At 59.6% G+C, this 21,727-nt stretch carries 17 protein-coding genes; 14 read left to right on the forward strand and 3 right to left on the reverse strand.

The window, feature by feature from the left end:
• Positions 1-193 precede the first annotated feature (193 nt).
• Genes ACR0D6_RS06150 through ACR0D6_RS06160 form a run of 3 tightly spaced genes read left to right on the forward strand, consistent with a single transcriptional unit; the run spans position 194 to position 4,042 of the window.
• Positions 194-967 (forward strand): hypothetical protein, encoded by a 774-nt coding sequence (locus tag ACR0D6_RS06150; protein WP_480764859.1) that lies wholly within the window; start codon positions 194-196, stop codon positions 965-967.
• 52 nt (positions 968-1,019) lie between these two features.
• Positions 1,020-2,468, forward strand: coding sequence for a TrkH family potassium uptake protein (locus ACR0D6_RS06155; RefSeq protein WP_170651700.1), 1,449 nt, complete (start codon positions 1,020-1,022; stop codon positions 2,466-2,468).
• A complete protein-coding gene (locus tag ACR0D6_RS06160; RefSeq protein ID WP_480764860.1) occupies positions 2,468-4,042 on the forward strand; it encodes a thiamine pyrophosphate-binding protein in 1,575 nt (524 codons plus the stop codon). Before ACR0D6_RS06155 ends, ACR0D6_RS06160 begins: the two co-directional genes overlap by 1 nt.
• Positions 4,043-4,111: 69 nt before the next feature.
• Here the strand turns inward: ACR0D6_RS06160 and ACR0D6_RS06165 are convergent, their stop codons facing one another.
• Positions 4,112-5,857: a serine protease gene (locus ACR0D6_RS06165; protein WP_480764861.1), complete on the reverse strand. Its 1,746-nt coding sequence runs from the start codon at positions 5,855-5,857 to the stop codon at positions 4,112-4,114.
• A 207-nt stretch (positions 5,858-6,064) separates the two neighbouring features.
• Here ACR0D6_RS06165 and ACR0D6_RS06170 point away from each other — a divergent pair, with 207 nt between their 5' ends.
• Entirely contained in the window at positions 6,065-6,994 is a 930-nt protein-coding gene (locus ACR0D6_RS06170; RefSeq protein WP_170651703.1) for a glycine--tRNA ligase subunit alpha, read from the forward strand.
• An 8-nt stretch (positions 6,995-7,002) separates the two neighbouring features.
• Here ACR0D6_RS06170 and ACR0D6_RS06175 read toward each other — a convergent pair whose 3' ends face one another.
• Positions 7,003-7,635: a MarC family protein gene (locus ACR0D6_RS06175; RefSeq protein ID WP_480450000.1), complete on the reverse strand. Its 633-nt coding sequence runs from the start codon at positions 7,633-7,635 to the stop codon at positions 7,003-7,005.
• Between the two features lie 91 nt (positions 7,636-7,726).
• Between ACR0D6_RS06175 and ACR0D6_RS06180 the strand changes: the two genes are divergently transcribed.
• From ACR0D6_RS06180 to glmM, 9 genes are all read left to right on the forward strand, one after another.
• Positions 7,727-8,254, forward strand: a complete 528-nt coding sequence (locus tag ACR0D6_RS06180) for a DUF6446 family protein (RefSeq protein ID WP_480449999.1) — start codon at positions 7,727-7,729, stop codon at positions 8,252-8,254.
• Positions 8,255-8,256: 2 nt separating this feature from the next.
• Positions 8,257-9,468, forward strand: coding sequence for a sodium/glutamate symporter (gene gltS, locus ACR0D6_RS06185; RefSeq protein ID WP_480764862.1), 1,212 nt, complete (start codon positions 8,257-8,259; stop codon positions 9,466-9,468).
• Between the two features lie 9 nt (positions 9,469-9,477).
• Positions 9,478-11,793: a glycine--tRNA ligase subunit beta gene (gene glyS / locus ACR0D6_RS06190; RefSeq protein WP_480764863.1), complete on the forward strand. Its 2,316-nt coding sequence runs from the start codon at positions 9,478-9,480 to the stop codon at positions 11,791-11,793.
• Positions 11,794-11,862: 69 nt separating this feature from the next.
• Positions 11,863-14,424, forward strand: a complete 2,562-nt coding sequence (locus tag ACR0D6_RS06195; protein WP_480764864.1) for a putative PEP-binding protein — start codon at positions 11,863-11,865, stop codon at positions 14,422-14,424.
• 186 nt (positions 14,425-14,610) lie between these two features.
• Positions 14,611-15,264 (forward strand): cell wall hydrolase, encoded by a 654-nt coding sequence (locus tag ACR0D6_RS06200; RefSeq protein WP_480764865.1) that lies wholly within the window; start codon positions 14,611-14,613, stop codon positions 15,262-15,264.
• A 73-nt stretch (positions 15,265-15,337) separates the two neighbouring features.
• Positions 15,338-16,714: a multicopper oxidase family protein gene (locus ACR0D6_RS06205; RefSeq protein ID WP_480764866.1), complete on the forward strand. Its 1,377-nt coding sequence runs from the start codon at positions 15,338-15,340 to the stop codon at positions 16,712-16,714.
• A 104-nt stretch (positions 16,715-16,818) separates the two neighbouring features.
• Complete coding sequence (locus tag ACR0D6_RS06210) at positions 16,819-17,739, forward strand: dihydroneopterin aldolase (RefSeq protein WP_480764867.1); 921 nt, start codon at positions 16,819-16,821, stop codon at positions 17,737-17,739.
• Positions 17,736-18,734 carry a dihydropteroate synthase gene (folP, locus tag ACR0D6_RS06215; protein ID WP_480764868.1) on the forward strand — a complete coding sequence of 333 codons (999 nt, stop codon included), beginning with the start codon at positions 17,736-17,738 and terminating at the stop codon, positions 18,732-18,734. The genes ACR0D6_RS06210 and folP overlap by 4 nt, the downstream gene beginning before the upstream one ends.
• Before the next feature lie 36 nt (positions 18,735-18,770).
• The gene (gene glmM / locus ACR0D6_RS06220) at positions 18,771-20,117 is read left to right on the forward strand and encodes a phosphoglucosamine mutase (protein ID WP_480449992.1); all 1,347 of its coding nucleotides are present in this window, start codon (positions 18,771-18,773) and stop codon (positions 20,115-20,117) included.
• On the opposite strand, the gene ACR0D6_RS06225 is transcribed toward glmM, so the two are convergent.
• Positions 20,114-21,034: a DMT family transporter gene (locus tag ACR0D6_RS06225; RefSeq protein ID WP_480764869.1), complete on the reverse strand. Its 921-nt coding sequence runs from the start codon at positions 21,032-21,034 to the stop codon at positions 20,114-20,116. The genes glmM and ACR0D6_RS06225 overlap by 4 nt on opposite strands.
• A 145-nt stretch (positions 21,035-21,179) precedes the next feature.
• Between ACR0D6_RS06225 and ACR0D6_RS06230 the strand changes: the two genes are divergently transcribed.
• Entirely contained in the window at positions 21,180-21,671 is a 492-nt protein-coding gene (locus ACR0D6_RS06230) for a hypothetical protein (protein WP_480764870.1), read from the forward strand.
• Positions 21,672-21,727: the final 56 nt, after the last annotated feature.

Below are 21,727 nucleotides of genomic sequence, written 5' to 3' on the forward strand. Positions count from 1 at the left end.
GGGAAACGCGTTATTCTGCGTCTGAATGCAGCTGCAGCACGCCAGCGCAAGTCGCGGTGATGCTGGTCCGACATTGGGGGCCGAGACGTGCGACGCCTGGGACTGCAATACCTGATGATCCGCCCGATTTCACCGGGTGGGGCTAGGACATTTCTTATTTTTGCGCTGCATCGTTTCAGAGGAGAGAGAAGGAATGAATCTTATTTCCCAGCCGCTTGAATTTCAGGCTGCCGCCATCCGGATGGCGGGATATGCGGTGGTAAGCCAGATGCAGGTCATGCAAATCCTGACACGCTCGGCTTTGGAACTTCCGATGGCGCAGGTTCAGGCGCTTCACACAGCGGCAGCGGCTCCTTCGACAAAGGTGGACACACCGGCAAAAAAGGCAGCGACAGTACAGGTTGTTGCTAAACCCAAACCTGCGGCCCCAAAGGTCGTCAAAACCAAACCCGCGCCTGTCGGGAAAGCGGCAACGCCAGCTGAACCCAAGCCGGTGGAGAAAGCCGTTACAAAGCAACGCGCGGTGCGAAAGGCGCCTTCGCGTCCAGCCAGCGCCACTGCGCAAAGCAAGACAATGGTGACGACGCCACCGACAAAGACTGAAGCCGCAACAAAACCGGCAAGTGTTGAGGCGGCAAAGCCAGTTGTAGAATTCAAAGCGTCCGCACCGGCTGCCGGTCAGGCCGCACCCATCGCGAAGCCAACAGCCAAGGTAGCACCCGCAGCTAAGCCTGCACCTACTGCCAAGGCGGCCCCTGCGGCCAAAGCGGCACCGGTAACTAAGCCTGCTCCTGTACCCAAGGCAGCACCTGTGGCTAAGCCTACGCCTGCAGCCAAGGCGGCACCTGCGGCCAAACCAGCCGCTGCATCCTCCGTCGCGGAACCTAAAAAGGCATCTGTTCGTCGCACCCGGGCACCATCCAAACCCCCGGCAATTCCGGGCGGGGCTGTCAAAAGCGACAGCTGAAGAACGCCCATCGGCTTGACACGGTCGGTCAGGCGCGCCAACGCTGCGCCTCATGATGGATCTGCGTCCGGTCGGATATGTAATTGGTCTGCTGGTCGCCCTTCTTGGGGTGACCATGCTTTTGCCGATGCTGGCAGACCTGGCCGAGGGCCGGGGCGAGTGGCATGTCTTTCTGGAAAGCGCAGTCATTACGATATTGACCGGCAGCGTGCTGGCGCTGAGCTGTTCCAACGGTGTTGGCGAAGGTCTGACGATCCGCCAGACCTTTCTGCTGACAACCGGTGTCTGGGTGGCGCTGCCGTTTTTCGGCGCGATACCCTTTGTGTTTGGCGAAACCGAACTGAGATTTGTCGATGCGTTCTTTGAGGCGATGTCGGGACTGACAACCACGGGTTCCACCGTGTTGTCCGGTCTCGACACTCTGCCGCGCGGGCTGTTGCTGTGGCGCGGTGTCCTGCAATGGCTGGGCGGGATCGGGATCATTGTCGTGGCCATGGTGTTCCTGCCCGAGCTGCGTGTGGGTGGGATGCAGATTTTTCGCTCGGAAGGTTTTGAAACCATGGGGAAAATCCTGCCGCGCGCGCAGGAGATCGCCGGGCAAATTTCGCTGATCTATGTGTTTCTCACCGTCGTTTGTGGTCTTGTCTACGCCGGTATGGGCATGACCTTTTTTGATGCGGCGGTTCACGCTATGACCACGATCGCGACCGGCGGGTTCTCGAACTATGACGCATCCTTTGGGGCGTTTTCGGGGCCTGCGGAATATGCCGCCGCAGTCTTTATGATCCTCGCGGCCCTTCCCTTTGTCCGCTATGTGCAGTTCGTGAACGGCAACACCACACCGATGTGGCAGGACAGTCAGATCCGGGGCTTCATGATCACGGTGTTCGTTCTGGTCGTGATCATGGCCGTGTTTCTGGCGTCCACGGTCACTCAGGACTGGGAACAGGCGTTTCGCGAGTCTCTGTTCAACATCACCTCCATCATCTCGGGAACCGGGTATGCCAGCGCCGATTACATGACCTGGGGCAGCTTTCCGGTCATGGTCTTTTTCTTGATCGGCCTGATTGGGGGGTGCGCTGGTTCGACGGCCTGTTCGATCAAGATTTTCCGATATCAGCTACTGTTTGCGTCGATCAAAACCCAGATCAGCCGAATCCGCTCGCCCCATGGTGTGTTCATGCCGCGTTATGATGGCCGTCCGGTGGGGCAGGATGTTCTGACCTCGGTCATGAGCTTTTTCATGTTCTTCGTCGTAACCATGGGCGTTTTGTCGTGGGCGCTGGCGCTGACCGGTCTGGATTACATAACTTCGGTTTCCGGGGCAGCGACGGCGCTGGCGAATGTAGGTCCCGGTCTTGGCAATCAGATCGGTCCGACCGGAAATTTTGCCGGGCTCAGCGATACCGCCAAGTGGTTGCTGACCGCTGGCATGTTGATCGGTCGGCTTGAACTGCTGGCCGTTTACGCAATCTTTACCGTTCAATTCTGGAGAGGCTGATGAAAAGACCCCTTGGCGCGCAAATTTCCCACATGCTCAGGGATCGGGGCGTCGATACCATTTTCGGCATTCCCGGTGTCCACAATCAGGAAATGTATCGCGGCATCGAAGAGGCGGGTATCACCCATGTTCTTGCGCGGCACGAACAGGGGGCTGGATTCATGGCTGACGGTTATGCCCGGGCAACCGGAAAACCGGGGGTGGCCTATGTGATCACCGGGCCGGGCCTGTGCAACATCATGACACCGATGGGGCAGGCCTATAGCGACTCGGTGCCGATGCTGGTTCTGTCGTCGTGTCTGGATGAAACACAGGCACGGCGCGGGCAATTGCACCAAATGAAGGATCAGCGCGCTGCGGCCGATACGGTTTGCGACTGGTCGCATCAGGCAGACTCGGCGCAGGCGGCTTATGGGCTGATCGAGCGCGCGTTTGAAGAGTTCGAGCTGAAGCGCCCGCGCCCCAAGCATATTCAGGTACCGATCGCCCAGCTTGAAGCCGAAGCCGACCCGGCACCGTTTCCCAATCAGGCCGCGTTGCGCACCAAGGCACTGAAACCGGATATCGGCTCTGTGCTGTCCCTGCTGAATGTAGCGCGCAGGCCGTTGTTCATTCTCGGCGGCGGCGCGCGGTCGAACCTGTGGCGGCAGATACTGAACCAGTTAGGGGCGGCCTGCTTCACCACTTATGCTGGGCGCGGCATGGTCGGAACGGGCTATGCTCTGGATTTCGGTTCGATGCTGCCCCGCCCGGGCAGTGCGGACATCATCGCCTCTGCGGATCTGGTGGTCACGGTTGGCGCGGAACTGGGTGAGGTCGATCTGTGGCGCGATGAACTGGGCCATACGGCAAACCTGATCCGTGTCGATCTGGACCCTGAGGTTCTGGCCGACGGTCAGCGCGCGCTGGTCAAGCTGCAGGCCGACGGTAAAAGCTTTGCCCGTACCTTGTGGGAGGTGACCGAGGATGCCAAACCCGCAACGGGTTGGACCCATGAAGAGGTTGCCGAGGCACGCGCCAGATGGCGGGCCGAGGTGGACGCGGATCGTCCGGGCATCGTGCCTGTGGCTGACGCCCTGCGCGCGGCCATTCCAGCCGAGGCGATGATCTATTCGGACATGACCCAGTTCGCCTATGTCGCCAAGGAAATCTGGGACATGCATTACCCCTACCTCTGGCATCATCCGACCGGTTTCGGCACGCTGGGATACGGGCTGCCTGCCGGGATCGGTGGGGCAGTGGCCCGCCGAGGCAAGCCTACGGCAGTCATTGCCGGCGATTATGGGTTTCACTACACGATGCAGGAGCTTGGGGTCGCGGTCGAGCTGGGCTTGTCTTTGCCGATCATCCTTTGGGACAACGGCAAGCTCAAGGAAATCGAGGACAGCATGGTACGCGGTCAGATCGCGCCCAATGCGGTCATCGCCCGCAACCCGGATTTCTGCAAGCTGGCCGAAGCATTCGGTGCGGCCTCTGCCCAGCCAAAATCGTTGGAAGAGATGCAGCATGTCGTGCGCGCGGCGTTCGACGCATCGGGGCCGACCCTTATCCGCTTGACGCCTGATATTCTTTAATCACCAAAAATAACGGCGCCGGGATCATGTCCCGGCGCCGCTTCGTTTGTTTGCTGCCTCAGGGCAGGGTCATTCCCAACAGTGCACAAGTACCGTCATACCAGTGGCGCGGCGGCTCAGCTCGTTTGGTGAAATCTGCGCCCCGTTTTCGGCGGTTTGCCCTCTCACCCCGGCCTTTTCCAGAATTCCCGTCAAAGCGGTTGTGCTGGCAGCAAGGCTGACATTTTCGGGAAGGGTGCGGCCGGTATCAGCAGCAGGCAGCAACATGCCCACGACCGAACCGTTGGCGTCGAACACCGGGCCGCCCGCGTCACCGGCCAGTGCGGTCAGGTCCAGACGATTTATGCTGTCCTCACCATTCAGTCCGCGAACATCCGACACCTGCCCATAGGTCAGAGTCGGTGCACCAAGTGCGCCTTCATATGAAAAGCCGGACACGGCAACCTCGGCGGAGATCCGGGGGCGGGAGGGGCTGAACTCTGCAACCGACATCGGTGCAAGGGCTTGTCCGGGGCGCAACACGGCAATGCCGAGATCGGCGTCGCTCCACGCGACCTGCACCGCCTGATTGTCGTCCAGGGTGATCCGCGAACAGGTTTGCGTGACTTCGGCCACGGTCAACACGGTACCGGTGCCATCGGCAAAGAAACCCGACCGGGACAGGCGGGGCTTGCGGATTTTCAGCCCGGCCATCAGGTCGATCGCCTGATCCGCATCCGCGCCGGCGCTGGCATCCAGCACGCCGTCGGTACGGGTAAGGCTGGCCTTCATCGCCGCCAGAACACGGGCGCGGCGGGCCTCGTCGCCCTCGGGCCAGATCAGGGTAAAGCCCTTGATCTTTCCGTCTTTCAGTGCCGCTTCGGTGTAGGACACGATCCCGTTGCCGCGCCCTTCGATCCGGAACCAGTCGCTTTTGCGTTCACGCGGACCATCCAGCGGAACGATCTCAAGCGACTGCATCACCTCGTAAAGGGCGCGAAGCGTGGATTTGCTGCCTTCCTGACTGATCAGCAGGGCGCTTGCACCCAGATCCGATTTGCTGGTGAAGTGGGCAAAGGGCGCCTCGTACCGGTCGAAGTGGATTGCACCCATGGGCAGGTCCAGTTCGATACCGGCGGTGGGGTCGATATAGCGCTCCATCCCGACACTGATGAGTGGCTGGTTGTATTCGTCCATCAGCACCTTGCGTTGCTTGGTCGTCAGAACACCGGTGGGTTCAAACCCGTTGAACCGCTGCCAGGATTCCATCGAACGACGTGTGCCGGAGCCGAACGCGCCGTCGATGGTCGAATTGTAAAAACCCGCCGCCTGCAATGCGATCTGCAGGTTCTTGCGTTCCTGCGCCGTCAGCAGCCGTTCCTTGCGCAGGGCCTGTGACCGGGTTTCGTCTGTGGGTTCGGTGGTCAAAGCCGTTTGGGGCTGTTCGGTCTGCGGGTCTGGTTGAACCGGGGCGGTGACGACACCGCGGTCCAGAATATTTGCCCCGATCGGCCAGAATTGCTGTCCAAGCGAGCCCGAGAAGGTGATGAAACTGTCTGACGGGATCTGACGTTCGGCCCGATAGACGCGCAGCACCTGCTCGGCATCTGGCCGCAGATAAGGTCCGATGACGATGGCGTACCAGCCGCTGGCCAGACGAAACCCGTTCACATCAGGCAGCGCATTTGCGTAACCCTGCGCCCGTTCCTGCGCCTCGCGCAGTGTTGGCTGGGCTTCGACCTGAACCCAGACGCCGTTATCCTGACCCTGCTGAGCAAATGCAGCAGGCAAGCCAAACAGGAAAATGAAAATAATAGCCGATAATACTCGTGTCATCTTTGGTCCAGTGTTCCGGATTGTATCGTTCTTTGCCGCACCATAAGCAGGAATCTTTTAAAAACGCCATGCTCTGGATAAGGGGAAAATACGGTGTGGCGGCGCAGTGACAGCATATGCCATTGGGCCGTTGACGCCCTTTGGCCCCTTGCATAGGAAGGGCGCAACCGACCGGAACCGGGCCGATCCGCACCCAAAGGGAATGTCATGACCGATACGTCCAGCGCACCACGTTCTTTTCAGGAGATTATCCTGCGGCTTCAGAATTACTGGGCCTCGAAAGGATGTGCCATCCTGCAGCCCTATGACATGGAGGTCGGGGCAGGGACGTTCCACCCCGCAACTACGCTGCGCGCGTTGGGTTCCAAGGCTTGGGCCGCGGCCTATGTGCAGCCCTCGCGCCGCCCGACGGATGGCCGCTATGGTGAAAACCCGAACCGGTTGCAGCATTATTACCAGTATCAGGTGCTGATCAAACCCAGCCCGCCGGATCTGCAGGAACTGTATCTGGGCTCGCTTCAAGCGATCGGCATCGACATGAACCTGCATGACATCCGCTTCGTCGAAGATGACTGGGAAAGCCCGACGCTGGGGGCATGGGGCCTTGGTTGGGAAGTCTGGTGCGACGGGATGGAAGTCAGCCAGTTCACCTATTTCCAGCAGGTCGGCGGCCATGACTGCGCGCCGGTTTCGGGCGAGCTGACCTATGGGCTGGAGCGTCTGGCCATGTACGTTCTGGGCATTGACCACGTGATGGACATGCCTTTCAACGATCCGCAATCGCCCAGCCCGCTGAGTTATGGCGACATCTTCAAGCAGACCGAAGAGGAATACGCCCGCTGGAATTTCGACGTGGCCAATACCGAGGTTCTGTTGCGTCATTTCGAGGAAGCCGAAGCCGAGTGTGCGGCCATTCTGGCGCAGGAGCATACCGATCCTAAAACTGGCAAGCGCATCATCATGGCGCACCCTGCTTACGATCAATGCATCAAGGCCAGCCACATCTTTAACCTGCTGGACGCACGCGGGGTCATCTCGGTGACGGAACGGCAGGCCTATATCGGACGTGTTCGCGCCTTGGCCAAGCAATGTGCGGATGCGTTTGTCCTGACCGAGGCCGCCGGGCACGCAGCCTGATGGCCCATTCAGGCGAGACCCGGAAGCAGCGCCTTGAGGCCATCTGCGATCATGCTGATGGCGATGGCCGACAGAATCATGCCCATGAAGCGGCTCATGATCACACGCGCGTTTTCCGACAGCCGCTGGGCCAGCGCCGAAGCGTTCCAGAATGTCACAAGCAGCAGGAAGACAACGGCCAGAAAGACGCCCGCATAGACAATCGCCTCACCTGCGCCGGACACATGATGCGCATAAAGGATAAGGGTCGTGATCGAGCCCGGACCGACGAGAATGGGAAAGGCCAAGGGATAGAAGGCAACGGTTTCCGGCGACGGATAGGATCGTTTTTCACTTTCGGTCCCGTGGTGCGAACTGCTTTCGGCGCCGTTCAGCATGTTCAGCCCGATCATCAGGACCACAAGGCCACCCGCCACGCGCAGATCGTCCACGCTGATCCCGAAAAGGCCAAGGGCCTGATTGCCGACGGCCGCAAAGGCGCCACCAAGAATGATGCAGTAAACAGCTGTTTTCACAGCGACTTTACGTTGGTCAGAAACCGTAAGCCCATCAGTGACGCTAAGAAAAACGGGCAGGTTGGTGAACGGGTTCATGATCGCAAACAGTGCGCCGAAAAAACCGACGGCAAGGGTCGTATCCATTCAATGCGCCTCACTTCAACCCGCTACGCTTTTGAACCTGTCCTATTTTCGACGATCTTGAAAGAGGCAGCATGAGCAAGAAGGCAAAGGTATGACAGGAAAACTACTGGCCATCATTCTCATCGTTTGCGCCGTGATCGCAGGTGCAGGCATGTATTATCTGCAGGTCTATGGTTTCTATTACGACGTTCAGGCCCGTCCCGGGCAGGATGTTGTTCTGGTATCGCAGGCAGAAGGGGATTCCATTCCGATCCCCTACGACGGGTTCCGGGCCATCGACGCCGACAGCTCTCCGATCCGCTACAGGGCGTGTTTTGAAACCGATCTGGGTCTGGATGAGTTGTCAGCTGGTTTCGAACCGGCGGAAGGCCCCGAGCCTTTGACGGCCCCCGGTTGGTTCGACTGCTATGACGCGGTAACGCTTGCCGGAGCGCTGGAGGCGGGGCAGGCGCGGGCGTTCATCGGCATCAAGAACGTGCATTTCGGCGTTGATCGCATCGTTGCTGTGACCGCAGACGGGCAGGGCTTTATGTGGCACGCTTTGAACAATTGCGGGCAAAAGGCCTATGACGGCACCGTCGTTGGCGAGGAATGCCCGCCGCGGCCTGAAGGACAGTAACCATGCTGGCCGAACCTATAGCGATACCCGCCTTCATCACGGTCACGTTGGGGTTCGCCGTTTACCTTGCCGGGTCGGAGATCAACGACCGGGTCGAAGCGCTGAGGCGCTATAATATCCCGGAACCGGTGACAGGCGGACTGCTGGCATCGCTGGCTTTCCTGATCCTGTATTTGTCGGCTGGGATCGAGTTTGAATTCTCGCTGGAACCCCGCGACTTTTTACTGGTTCTGTTCTTTGCAGGTATCGGTCTGAATGCTAGGTTCTCTGACCTGATTGCGGGCGGAAAACCCCTGTTTCTGCTGCTGATCCTGACGCTTGCCAGTATGATCCTTCAGAACGTCATCGGTGTGACTGGGGCCGTGATTTTTGGGTTTCCGGCGCAGGCCGGGGTACTGTTCGGCTCGGCCTCGTTGATCGGGGGGCACGGCACCGCAATCGCATGGGCACCGCAGGTGGCCGAGGCCACCGGCCTGAATGGCGCACTGGAACTGGGGGTTGCCGTCGCGACGCTGGGTCTGGTTCTGGCGGCTCTGGTTGGCGGCCCGGTCGCGAAATATCTTGTCGAAAAGCATGACCTGACTCCATCGCGGCCGAACGAAGAACTGACGATCGGCGTGGCCGAGGACGAATTTCGGCCCAACGACATCGATCACCGGTCGATCATGCGGGTGCTGTTGTACCTGAACCTCGCGATCATGCTGGGCTATGGCGCGCATCAGGCGGTTCTGGCGGCGGGGATCAACCTGCCGCTGTTCGTGCCCTGCCTGATCATGGCCATCCTTGTCGCCAACCTGCGCGCCGCGCTTTTCCCGCATCTGCATCCCATATCCCGGACACCGGCGCTGGGCCTGATATCCGAGTTCTCGCTGGGCGCGTTTCTGGCAATGTCACTGATGAGCCTTCAGCTGTGGACAATCGCGGGTCACGGGCTGGCCATCGTCGCAATCATGACGGCGCAGACGCTCTTTACGGTGGCGTTCGTGATTTTTGGCCTCTTCGTAATCATGGGGCGCCGCTATATGTCGGCGGTTCTGGCCTCGGGCTTTGCCGGGTTTTCGCTGGGCGCGACGCCGACCGCTATCGCCAATATGACCGCCGTGACCAAGCAATATGGCCCGTCGCCTATTGCCTTTATCGTGCTGCCCCTTGTATCCGCATTCTTTGTGGATATCGCCAATGCCATCGTCATCCAGACGATCGTCAATTTCTAAGGACCGACTATGCCCGACCTGCTGATCGAACTGTTTTCCGAGGAAATCCCCGCGCGCATGCAGACCCGCGCTGGTGAAGACCTGAAAAAGCGGATCACCGATGGCCTGGTCGAGGCCGGTTTGACCTATGCCAACGCCGCTTCCCTGACCACGCCGCGCCGTCTGACGCTGGCGGTCGAGGGGTTGCTAGCCCAAAGCCCCACCATCCGCGAGGAACGCAAGGGGCCGAAAGTGGGCGCGCCGGACAAGGCCATCGAAGGGTTCCTGCGCGGCGCGGGACTGACCCGCGATCAGCTGGAAGAACGCGAGACACCCAAAGGCGCGGTGTATTTCGCCACCATCGAGAAAGCCGGTCGTCCGGCGGCTGAGATCGTGGCCGAAGTGCTTGAGGCGACGATCCGGAATTTCCCCTGGCCCAAATCCATGCGCTGGGGCAGCGGCAACATGCGCTGGGTGCGCCCGCTGCATTCGATCCTGTGCATCCTGACCGATGAAACCGGCGCGCAAGTGGTGCCGCTGGAGGTCGAAGGGATCAAATCCGGCGACACGACCGAAGGTCACCGTTTCATGGCGCCGGGCCGGTTCTCGGTCACCTCTTTCGAAGATTACGCCGCCAAGCTGAAACGCGCCTTTGTGGTGCTGTCACCGCAGGAACGTGCCGAACATATTTGGAACGACGCGCAGAACATGGCGTTTGCTGCCGGTCTGGAAGTGGTCGATGACAAGGGCCTGCTGGCCGAAGTTGCAGGGCTGGTGGAGTGGCCCGTCGTGCTGATGGGGCAGATTGACGACGAGTTTCTGGAACTGCCGCCCGAGGTGCTGCAAACCTCGATGAAAGAACATCAGAAGTTCTTTTCGGTCCGCAATCCCAAAACCGGCCGGATTGAACGGTTCATTACCGTCGCCAACCGTGAGACCGCCGACAACGGCGCAACCATTCTGGCAGGGAACCAAAAGGTGCTGTCGGCCCGTCTGGCGGATGCCAAGTTCTTCTGGGAGAACGACCTGCGCGTCGCCAAATCGGATATGAGCCAGTGGACCCGCGCGCTGGAGAATGTGACCTTCCACAACAAGCTGGGCACACAGGCCGAACGGATCGAGCGTATCGCAGCACTTGCCCGCGAACTGGCCCCGGTGACCGGAGCGGATGCTGGTGACGCCGAGAAAGCCGCGCGTCTGGCCAAGGCCGATCTGAATTCCGAGATGGTCTATGAATTCCCCGAACTTCAGGGGCTTATGGGCCGCTACTACATCGAAGCTGCTGGCGAGGATGCTGCTGTGGCCGCCGTGGCGCAGGAGCACTACTCGCCGCTGGGTCCGTCAGATGACGTACCTACCGCGCCGCTGTCGGTGACCGTGGCGCTGGCCGACAAGCTGGACACGCTGACCGGGTTCTGGGCGATTGATGAGAAGCCGACCGGCTCGAAAGACCCGTTTGCTCTGCGCCGCGCGGCGTTGGGGGTAATTCGGTTGGTGTTGGAGAATGGTTTCAGTCTCTCTTTAACAGATCAAATCGAAAACGGTTTCGAAGAAGTTCGACAGCCTAGATATGCAGAGTTGAAAAAAGCCATTGCCAATGAGATGTGGCAAGACTTCGAACGTGGCCAAGAAGTTTCCGAGGAAATAAGGGAGTTCATCGGAGCAACAGCTGAGGACAAAGTTGGATTAGTGAAAGCTGCAATTGCAGCAGGCCCAAGTGCTAGGGAATCTGTTGTTCTCGAAGCCATAAACGAAATAGCGGAAGTTTGGGTCAGTCAAAGAAGTGGAATCGATTGGCGCGGAGAGTTCGTACCAATGCGCGATGACCTCCTCTCCTTCTTCCACGACCGTCTCAAGGTCTTCCTCCGCGACGAGGGCATCCGTCACGATATCATCGACGCCTGTATCGCGATGGAGGGCAATGATGACCTCAACCTGCTGGTCAAACGCGCCCGCGCTCTGAATGCGGTGATCGCGACCGAAGATGGCGAGAACCTTGTGCAGGGCTTTAAGCGCGCCAACAATATTCTGACCCAAGCCGAAGAGAAGGATGGGGTGGAATATTCTTATGGCGCGGACCTCAAATTTGCGGAAACCGACAGCGAAAAGGCGCTGTTTGCCGGGCTTGAGGCTGCGCAGGGCAAGATCGGCCCGGCGTTGAAAGCCGAGGATTTCCCGACCGCCATGTCCGCCATGGCCGCGCTGCGCGGACCCATCGATGCGTTCTTTGAGGATGTACAGGTCAATACCGACAACGACATCCTGCGTCGCAACCGCCTGAACCTGCTGAGCCAGATCAGGCAGGTCTGCTCCAGCGTTGCGGACCTGACCAGAATCGAAGGTTGATCACTGCGGCGCGCGGCAACGCGCGCCCGACATCGCCCTTGCGCCACTCGCGCAGGCCCTTATGCTGCGTTGAAACCAAAAGGTGCCGCAGTGCAGAATAATCCGCATACCACGCTTATCACATCCACCGCGCCCGTTGCCGCCAACACCCATGGCGGCCGCGCGAAATGCCTGCAACGTCTGGTCCGGCTTGACCTGCCGGTACCGCGCACCGTCGCGCTGTCCTTTGACTCGGTGCATCATATCGCCGAAGGCCAGATGCCCGACATCGCCGCCATTCTGGAGCAGTTCGATCCCACGGCGCTGCTGTGCGTGCGGCCCAGCTCGGAAGATCCGGACTGGGGCGGGCCGGGGGCCGTTCTGAATATCGGCATGAACGATGCGCGCTATGTTGATCTGTCGGATCGGATGGGAGTCGAGGCGGCGGCGGCGTTGTATCTGCGGTTCGTGCAAAGCTATGCCATCCACGTGGCGCGGCTGGATGCGGATGTGTTTGACGACATCGAGGCCGATGGCCGCGAAGGGCTGCGCCAGTCGCTGCGCGCCTATGAGGATGAGACGGACGAAGCCTTTCCGCAGGATCGCGGCGAGCAGTTAAGCGCCGTGTTGCGATCCATGGCCCGCGCGTGGGAGGGGACCTCGGCTCGCCTGCTGCGGCAGGCCAAGGGCGCACCGGCAGATGCCGGGCTTGGGCTGGTCGTGCAAGAGATGATCCCGGGTGTCGGGCAAGGCGAATGCGGTTCGGGCGTATTGCAGCTTGTCGATCCGGTCACCGGAATGCCCCAGATCACGGGGCGGTATCTGAGCCAGAGCCAGGGGCGCGACGCGCTGGGCGAAGGCGTATCGGCGCTGTATCTGGAAAAGGACCCGCGCGGAACCGCGCTTGAAGATGTGGCGCCCGACGCCTTTGCGGATCTCAAATCCCATGCCGCGTTAATGCGTGTGAAGCTGCGCGAGGAAATGCAGGTGGAATTTGTGATCGAAAGCGGTCACGTCCATATCCTCGATGGTGTCCGGGTACAGCGCAGCGCCCGCGCCGCTATGCGCATCGCCGTCCGGCTGGCCGAGGATGGTATCATCACACCGCAGGAGGCGGTGATGCGCGTCGACCCGCATTCTTTGAACGAATTGTTGCACCGTCAGGTACACCCTGAAACGGAACGCGATGTTCTGACCACCGGGATCGCCGCCAGCCCCGGCGCAGCAACGGGGAAAATCGTGTTCACTGCAGCCGAGGCACAGGCCAGCGCGGCACGGGGCGAGCCCTGCATTCTGGTGCGGCGCGAAACCTCGCCCGAGGATGTGCGGGGCATGCATGCCGCCGTCGCCGTTTTGACCGAAAAGGGCGGGATGACCAGTCATGCCGCCGTGATCGGGCGCGGTCTGGGATTGCCCTGCATTGTCGGCGCATCCGAGATGCGGTTTCAGACCAAGAAAAAAATACTGACCGCTCCGGATGGGCGCGTGTTCAAAACCGGAGATGTTCTGACCATCGACGGTAGTTCTGGCCAGGTTCTGGCTGGTCAGCCCGAGATGTTGGAAGCCGCGCTTGATGATTGTTTTCAGACGCTGATGGGGTGGGCCGATGCCGAACGCGACATCGGCATCAGGGCCAACGCGGACACGCCTGCCGACGCGCAAACGGCACGGAACTTTGACGCGCAGGGCATCGGGTTGTGCCGGACCGAACATATGTTCTTTGACCCGGGCCGCCTGACGGTGATGCGCGAGATGATTTTTGCGCAAACCTCATCCGGGCGGGCGGCAGTGCTGGAACGCCTGTTGCCGATGCAGCGCGAGGATTTTGTGCAGCTGTTCCGTATCATGGAAGGGCAGCCGGTTTGTATCCGCTTGTTTGATCCGCCACTGCACGAGTTCCTGCCGACAACCCGCACCGGGCAGAGAGAACTGGCCGAAGCGCTTGATTTGCCGGTTTCGGATGTCGAGCGACGTGTCGAGGCCATGCGCGAATACAACCCCATGCTGGGTCTGCGCGGGGTTCGGCTGGGCGTCACCCTGCCGGAAATCTACGACATGCAGGCCCGCGCGATCTTTGAAGCGACCGTCGAGGCCAGCAAAAACGGCGCAGCAGTGGTGCCCGAGGTCATGATCCCATTGGTTTCGGCCAAACGCGAGGTTGAGCTGGTCAAAGCCCGCATTGATACAGTGGCCGCCTCGGTGGCATCCGAACAGGGGCAGGATTTCGATTACCGCCTTGGTGTGATGGTGGAAACACCGCGGGCCTGCCTACGGGCTGATGAAATCGCGCCCAACACAGCGTTTTTGAGTTTCGGCACCAACGACCTGACACAAATGACCTATGGCCTGTCGCGCGATGACGCAGGGCGGTTCATGTCGGCCTATGTGCGACAGGGGGTGTTTGTGGAGGATCCGTTCCATGTTTTGGATCACGACGGTGTCGGCGAATTGCTGAAACTGGGGGCCGAGCGGGGAAGGGCGGCGCAGCCGGATGTTACGCTTTCGGTTTGTGGTGAACATGGTGGTAACCCCGAATCAATCGCGATTTGCAGGGCCTTGGGCTTTGACTATGTGTCGTGTTCACCGTTCCGAGTTCCGGTCGCTCGGCTGGCTTCCGCTCAACTGGCGATTTCGTCCAAACTTGGGGGTTGACACAGCGCAAGGCCCCAAGGATTAGTGGGTTTGGGATGGACCTGTGGTTAAAGTTTTTGACCTTGCGGGCGAATTTCCTCTTGCAATTTTTTGTGATCTGGACGTCTCGCATCGTCTGGGGTAGAAGCCTCGTCGCGCCCGCCGGGGGAGGGTATGGCGCGTTAGTGCCTGTGCGAGGTTTTCTGAATGCTACGCTATGTTGTTGCTGCTGCCATTTCGATGGCAATTGTTTTGCCGAACGTATCCTTCGCCGAGAGGGAGTCCGCAAGATCAGAATCGATCGAAGTTGTTTCCAGGAATGACCGGAGCGATATGCCCGGGCAAAAGTTCCGGGATTATCTGTCTGTTTTCAAATCTAAGGACAAGGTCGAACCGGTTCAGGTAAGCTATACTAAGAACTGGTTGGACGAGCGTCCGAAAGCGTCAGGTGACGAAAACTGGAAGTGCCTGGCCGAGGCCCTGTACTTTGAAGCCCGCGGCGAGAGCGTCAAAGGTCAGTTTGCGGTTGCCGAAGTCATACTGAACCGCGTTGAAAGCAGCCGCTTTCCCAATTCGCTTTGCGGCGTGATCAAGCAGGGAACCGGCCGCAAGTACCAGTGTCAGTTCACTTATACCTGTGATGGGCACAAGGAAATCATCTCTGAAAAGCAGGCGTATGAGCGTGTTTCCAAGGTTGCGCGAGCCGCGATTGATGGGGTGTCCGTTGGTCTGACCGATGGCGCAACCCACTACCATACGAAGGCGGTTCGTCCTTCATGGTCGCGTGTCTACAAGGAAACGGCTCGGATCGGTGTGCATATCTTTTACCGCCACAACTATCGTACGGCGAGCAGCAACTGATTGACGCACCTGCGCTGGAACCTTTATGGCGCGAGAAAATCTGAACCCTATATTGCGGGCCAGGAGGCCCGCAATGCGTTTTAACCGAAGACAATTCCTTCAGACTGCAACCGCGATTTCGTTGGTTCCGGCGACTGCGCGGGCGTCCTTACGGACTCTGGAGGCGCGCGAGGCGGATCAACAGATCGCGCCTGACGGTTATGGTACGACGCGGATTTGGGGATATGAAGGCAGCGCACCGGGGCCGGAGATCCGTGTGGCACAGGGCGCACGTGTTCAGCGCCAGTTGATCAACAGCCTGCCGCAGCCAACCGCCGTGCATTGGCACGGAATTCGCATCAAAAACGCCATGGACGGCGTACCCGGCCTGACACAGGACGTCGTGAAGCCGGGGGATCATTTTGACTACGATTTCGTTGCACAGGATGCCGGAACATATTGGTATCACTCCCATAACCGGTCGATGGAGCAGGTGGCGCGTGGGCTTTATGGCCCGCTGATTATTGATGAGCTCAGCCCGCCCGACATTGATCGGGATATGACCCTTATGCTGGATGACTGGCGTATCGATCCCGACACCGTTCAGGTCGCAAGTAATTTCGACAACGGGCATGACCTGAGCCATGCGGGTCGGCTGGGCAATATCGTCACGGTGAACGGGCGTTTTGACCCGGCCTATCCGGTCAAACGCAACGAACGGCTGAGATTGCGGATCATCAACGCGGCAAACGCACGGATATTCGAAATTGGAGTGCAAGGGCTGAAGGGATGGATTGCGGCCGTGGACGGGATGCCTTTGGCGGAACCGCAGGCAATCACCGGCGCGTTTCCGTTAGCGCCTGCTCAACGCGCGGACCTAATTGTGGATGTAACGGCAGAGGTCGGCAGCGCCGCCAATCTTGTGAGTATTGAGCGGGATGGCAGTTTCGGTCTGACCCGGTTCGATGTTTCCGGTCAACATTTTCGGAGCGTCAGGGCGGGCATAAAACCTTTCCCTGCCAACAGTATGCCAGACGTCGTTGATGTGAATAATGCACAACAGCACCGGATGGTTCTGCAGGGCGGCGCTATGCGTTGGCTGGAAAAGGCCCGCATTGGCGAGGTTGAATTGTCAGGCCGTGAACTGGCCGATCTTGGACGGTTCTGGGCGTTGAATGGTCATGCCGAGCGTCCCGAAGAACCGTTTCTGGATGCAGCCAGAGGTACTGTGCACCGGATCGATTTTGTCAATGAAACCATGTTCCCCCACGCCATGCACTTGCACGGCCATCACTTTCGTTTGGTTTCGGCGGACGGCATATTAGGGCCGTGGCGTGACACCGTACTGGTGGACCGAGGCGAGACCCGGCAGATCGTGTTGGTGGCGGATAACCCGGGCGACTGGCTGTTGCATTGTCATATGCTGGGTCATGCCGCTTCGGGTATGATGAGTTGGTTCCGCGTTACCTGACGCCGCATTCAAGCGCTGGTATGGCGTTTGCGTGGGTGCTATAGGCCCGCGCAACGTATAATTTGTGCAGACCTGTCTGCAGAGCCCGAAAAGGCCGAAAAACCATGAGTTCTGAAATCCGTCTTGCCTTTGCGCACCCCTCGGAACGGTCCGAGGCGACCGCGCCCCTTGGCCCGCTGGACCGCATCTCGTTGCGTGACCACATTGTCGAGGTCGAGATCGGCGCCTTTCAGGCCGAGCGGGGCACCACCCAGCGCATTTGCTTTAACATCGTGGTCGAAGTAAAGCCGCTGACAGACCCGATTGACGACGACGTCGATCGTATCCTGTCCTACGACCGTGTGACCGAGGCGATCGCCTTTGAGCTTGCGGCAGAGCGTCTGAACCTGCTGGAAACTCTGGCCGAGCGTGTGGCCGAACGTATCCTGCTTGAACCGCAGGCGGTACGTGCCTTTGTTCGCATCGAAAAACTGGACCGCGGCCCGGGCGCGCTGGGGGTCGAGATCGTGCGCGGCAAGGATGCGGTCCACCACGACGTCACCGAGGAAGAGCGCCCACACCCGCGGCTGGTGTTTCTGGCGAATGAGGCCATTGCATCCGAAAACCTCTCTGTCTGGATTGATCAGCTGGAAAGCCGGAAACGGCCCCTGATCCTGTGCGTTGGTGCTGCCGAGTTGCTGGTTTCTCAGACCGGTCACGCAATGACACAACGGCGGATCGATCTATTGGCCATCGAACAGAACGCATGGGTTCTGGCCGCCCGGGATCATCGCTGTGTGGTCGTTTCCACCCGGACCGAACTGGACTGGGCGATGAAGAACGGACAGATCTGCGTCTGGGCCCCGTCGAAAATCGTGCTGGATGCGGTGGACGGACCTTCGGCCAAGCCATCTGATGCCGTGGCGCTGGCGGCATGGTTCGCGGCCACGTTCGAGGCCAGCGAAATGCTGGTGATCGGTGGTGAGCTGCCGGACAAGCCAAGCGTTCCCTTGCGGGCGGTTCCGGTGGAGCAAAGTCAACTGTGACCCGGTACTACCGTCCGCTGGTGCAAAATGGGCGTGTGCGTCCTGCTGAGGCTGTTTCGCTGGCCGGGCAGGACTTGTGGTTCACCCATGTCGAGATGTTAGGCCGCAATGCCGGATCAGAAGTCGTTGCGGTTTCAGATATTTCCTCCGAAGTGCTTGAACGCCTGACCAGCCCGCGTGCGCCGATCGCCGGGCTCGGTATGAACCAGCCACACATCATGGGCATTCTTAACGCCACACCGGACAGCTTTTCGGATGGCGGTAGGCACAACTCGGTAGATTCTGCGCGGGCTGCGGCTGCGGAAATGGTTTCTCATGGCGCAACAATTCTGGATATCGGGGGGGAATCTACACGGCCCGGTGCGAATTTTGTGCCCGAAGACGAAGAAATTTCGCGGACCGAACCGTTGGTCAAGGCCATTCGGGATGCAACCGATGCGCTGATTTCCATCGACACCCGCAAGGCAGAGGTGGCCAAGGCCGCGTGTGCCGCAGGTGCCGGTTTGGTCAATGACGTAACCGGATTTACCTTTGATCCGGACCTTGCCCCTTTTTGCGCTGCCGCGCAGATGCCCGTATGTGCCATGCATATTCAAGGCGACCCCGCGACCATGCAGGATGATCCGCAATACGATGATGTTCTGCTGGATGTGTATGACTTTCTTGAAAGCCGCGTGAAGCATCTGGAAGGCTTGGGGTTGGACCGGCGGAAGATCGTCGTCGATCCGGGTATCGGTTTTGGAAAGACCGAGGAACACAATCTGACACTTCTCAAAAATCTGAGCCTTTTTCACGGGTTGGGGTGCGTTCTTCTATTAGGTGTGTCGCGCAAGGGTTTCATCGGCCGGATTGGGAACGAACCGCGCAAGGACGCCCGCGCGCCGGGTTCGATTGCTGTGGCGTTGGCAGGGCTGGCGCAGGGTGTGCAGATCATTCGGGTGCATGATGTTGCTGAGACGGCTCAGGCCTTGCGCCTGTGGGCCGCCGTCCGGTAGGTCTGTCTCGTCAAAGGACCATTGGAGACACAACTGATGCGCAAGCTGTTCGGAACCGACGGGGTGCGGGGCACCGCAAATACCCATCCGATGACCGCCGAAATGGCCTTGCGCATCGGCGCGGCGGTCGGGCGGTATTTCCGCAGGGATTCCTCGGGCGTGCACCGGGTGGTGATCGGCAAGGATACCCGTCTGTCCGGCTATATGTTCGAGAATGCTCTGACGGCGGGTCTGACGTCGACCGGAATGAACGTGCTTTTGCTGGGTCCGGTGCCGACCCCGGCGGTCGGTCTTATGACCCGGTCGATGCGGGCGGATCTTGGGGTCATGATCTCGGCCAGTCATAACCCTGCAGACGACAACGGCATCAAGTTCTTTGGTCCCGATGGTTTCAAGCTGTCGGATCAGGCCGAGATCGAGATCGAAAAGCTGATCGACGAAGGTGTAAACGCTGCACAAGCTCACAACATCGGTCGCGCCCGACGGGTGGATGATGCCCGGTTCCGCTATGGTGAACGGGTCAAATCCTCACTGCCGCGCGATTTGCGGCTGGATGGGCTTAAGGTGGTGATCGACTGCGCGAATGGCGCGGCGCACCGAACCGCGCCCGAGGTCCTGTGGGAACTCGGCGCCGACGTCATACCGGTTGGAATTGCCCCCAACGGCAAGAACATCAACCTCGGCTGCGGATCCACCCAGCCGCAGGTGGCCTCGGAAACAGTGGTCGCCCATGGGGCGGATGTAGGTATCTGCCTTGACGGAGACGCGGACCGGGTCGTGGTGATCGACGAACAGGGCAACGTTGCTGATGGTGATCAGTTGATGGCCCTGCTGGCGTCACGCTGGGCTTCATCCGGTCAGTTGAAAGGCGATGCGCTGGTTGCAACGGTCATGTCGAACCTCGGCCTTGAACGGCATCTGCAATCGCAAAACCTGCGCCTTGAGCGCACGGCAGTCGGCGACCGGTATGTCGTTGAGCGGATGAGAGAAGGTGGTTTCAACCTTGGCGGTGAACAATCGGGCCATATCGTGATGAGCGATTATGCAACCACCGGCGACGGTTTGATGGCGGGACTTCATTTTCTGGCTGAAATGGTCCTGTCGGGCCGGTCGGCCTCGGAACTGGCGCGCCAGTTCGAACCAGTGCCGCAGCTGTTGAAGAACGTGCGTTTTGGCGAGGGTCTGGCGCCGCTGGACCTGCCGAAGGTTCAGAACGCCATCGCCGAGGCCGAAGGGGCGCTGAACGGAAAGGGACGGCTGTTGATCCGCAAATCCGGCACCGAGCCGCTGATTCGAGTGATGGCAGAGTGCGAAGACGAGGCTTTGCTGGAGCGCACGGTGGATTTCGTTGTGGAGGCTGTTTCCAGCGCCGTCTCCGTCTAGGACCGTGTGAACAGTCTGCGCAAAGCGCCGAACTGACTGAGAACAAGCCCGGCCAGAATAAGCAGCAACGCCCACAACAGCGTCGGCGGCAGCGGTTCGCCCAGAAACACCGCGCCCAAAATCACCGCCCAGACCGGAACCTGATAGTTTGTCAGGCTCATGAAAACCGGTCCGGCCGTGCGCACGACTGTCACGCGCAGAATGTTCGCTGCCGCAGTCGGCACCATGCCGAGAAACGCCACCAAAAGAAATGTACGTCTGTCGGGCAGGGTGGGCGGTCCTTCCGCAATCCATGCCATTGGCACAATTGCAACCGCTCCGATCAACAGCAAGACGGTGGACAGCCCGATCGGATCTACCGGAGGAAGTCGGCGCATCAGAATGGATCCGATCGCATAGCAGGCAGCGGCGGATAGGCAGGCCAGCCGTCCCGGCAATTCGCGCGCCGAGCCAGAGCTTTCAAACGCTTGCGATCCGATCAGCAACGCCACGCCCGCAAAGCCAATGCCGAATCCGACCGCCCGTCGCAGGCTCATCCTTTCGCCTGGCACAAAAAAATGCGCCATCGGAACGATCATCAGGGCTATGGAGGCCATTGAAACACCGGTAAAGCCCGAGGTGACATATTGCTGGCCCCAGGAAATCAGGGAAAATGGCACGGCCGAGGACAGCAGCCCGATGATGATCAGAGAAATCAGGCAGTCCCGATCCGGCGGAGCGGCCAGCAACCGCCCGCCCATGGTCTGCCACAGCACCGTGCTCAGCAGGGCACCAAACCCGATCCGATAGGCGGCCAGCCAGAATGGTGTCATGTTTTCCAATGCAAGCTCGATGACAAGAAAAGTGCCGCCCCAAACAAAGCCCAGGGCCGCGATCATGGCCCAGCTTTTCAGCGTGATCTGTGGGGTGTCGGTCATGCGTTGTCCGGTCAAAAAATACTTGCGGCTATATAGCGGGAAGGACGCGATGTTCGTGTGGGAACATGCCTTGTCATTTGGAAATACACAAAGGATAAATGGCGCAATTATAATATGTTGTGGAGACTTTTTTGTGCAGAAATTCGTGAAAAGAACCCTGGCGACCGCTGCTTTGACGCTTGGTGCCAGCGCCGCAATGGCAGACATGTCCGTTGCGTTGCAGGGCGGATGGGACGGCAAGCGCGTACCGAAAGGGCAGCAATGCACATTGTTCGGGGGCAAGGGGGCAACTCCGCCGATGCAAGTGAGCGGGCTGCCAAATGGTACGGCCTGGGTCTATGTCGAATACAACGACCGTAGCTATCGCCCGCTTTCAAAAAACGGCGGTCACGGGGTAATCGGATACCCTGTCAAAGGAAGTTCCGCTGAGTTGTATTCGGTGCCCGGACTGAAGGGCAGTCTGCCGGGCAAGGCCAAGGTGATTTCGGCTGCACGCGGCACGGGTCAATATGAATCCGCAGGTTATCTGCCACCATGCTCGGGCGGCAGGAACAACCTCTATTTTGCAGTCGTCAAGGCGGTGTCTGCTGACGGCAAGACCCTTGAGAAAAAGAAGATCGAAATCGGTCGCTACTGATTGATGCGAAAAAAAAGGCGCCCGATTTGGGCGCCTTTGCAGATGCTGCGGCATCT

The organism is Ruegeria sp. BJ6 (assembly GCF_056537885.1).

Bases quoted from the DNA above. Each gene is read 5' to 3' on its own strand.
- ACR0D6_RS06150 (WP_480764859.1), top strand. From the start codon at position 194: ATGAATCTTATTTCCCAGCCGCTTGAATTTCAGGCTGCCGCCATCCGG.
- ACR0D6_RS06155 (WP_170651700.1), top strand. From the start codon at position 1,020: ATGATGGATCTGCGTCCGGTCGGATATGTAATTGGTCTGCTGGTCGCC.
- ACR0D6_RS06160 (WP_480764860.1), top strand. From the start codon at position 2,468: ATGAAAAGACCCCTTGGCGCGCAAATTTCCCACATGCTCAGGGATCGG.
- ACR0D6_RS06165 (WP_480764861.1), bottom strand. From the start codon at position 5,857: ATGACACGAGTATTATCGGCTATTATTTTCATTTTCCTGTTTGGCTTG.
- ACR0D6_RS06170 (WP_170651703.1), top strand. From the start codon at position 6,065: ATGACCGATACGTCCAGCGCACCACGTTCTTTTCAGGAGATTATCCTG.
- ACR0D6_RS06175 (WP_480450000.1), bottom strand. From the start codon at position 7,635: ATGGATACGACCCTTGCCGTCGGTTTTTTCGGCGCACTGTTTGCGATC.
- ACR0D6_RS06180 (WP_480449999.1), top strand. From the start codon at position 7,727: ATGACAGGAAAACTACTGGCCATCATTCTCATCGTTTGCGCCGTGATC.
- gltS (WP_480764862.1), top strand. From the start codon at position 8,257: ATGCTGGCCGAACCTATAGCGATACCCGCCTTCATCACGGTCACGTTG.
- glyS (WP_480764863.1), top strand. From the start codon at position 9,478: ATGCCCGACCTGCTGATCGAACTGTTTTCCGAGGAAATCCCCGCGCGC.
- ACR0D6_RS06200 (WP_480764865.1), top strand. From the start codon at position 14,611: ATGCTACGCTATGTTGTTGCTGCTGCCATTTCGATGGCAATTGTTTTG.
- ACR0D6_RS06205 (WP_480764866.1), top strand. From the start codon at position 15,338: ATGCGTTTTAACCGAAGACAATTCCTTCAGACTGCAACCGCGATTTCG.
- ACR0D6_RS06210 (WP_480764867.1), top strand. From the start codon at position 16,819: ATGAGTTCTGAAATCCGTCTTGCCTTTGCGCACCCCTCGGAACGGTCC.
- glmM (WP_480449992.1), top strand. From the start codon at position 18,771: ATGCGCAAGCTGTTCGGAACCGACGGGGTGCGGGGCACCGCAAATACC.
- ACR0D6_RS06225 (WP_480764869.1), bottom strand. From the start codon at position 21,034: ATGACCGACACCCCACAGATCACGCTGAAAAGCTGGGCCATGATCGCG.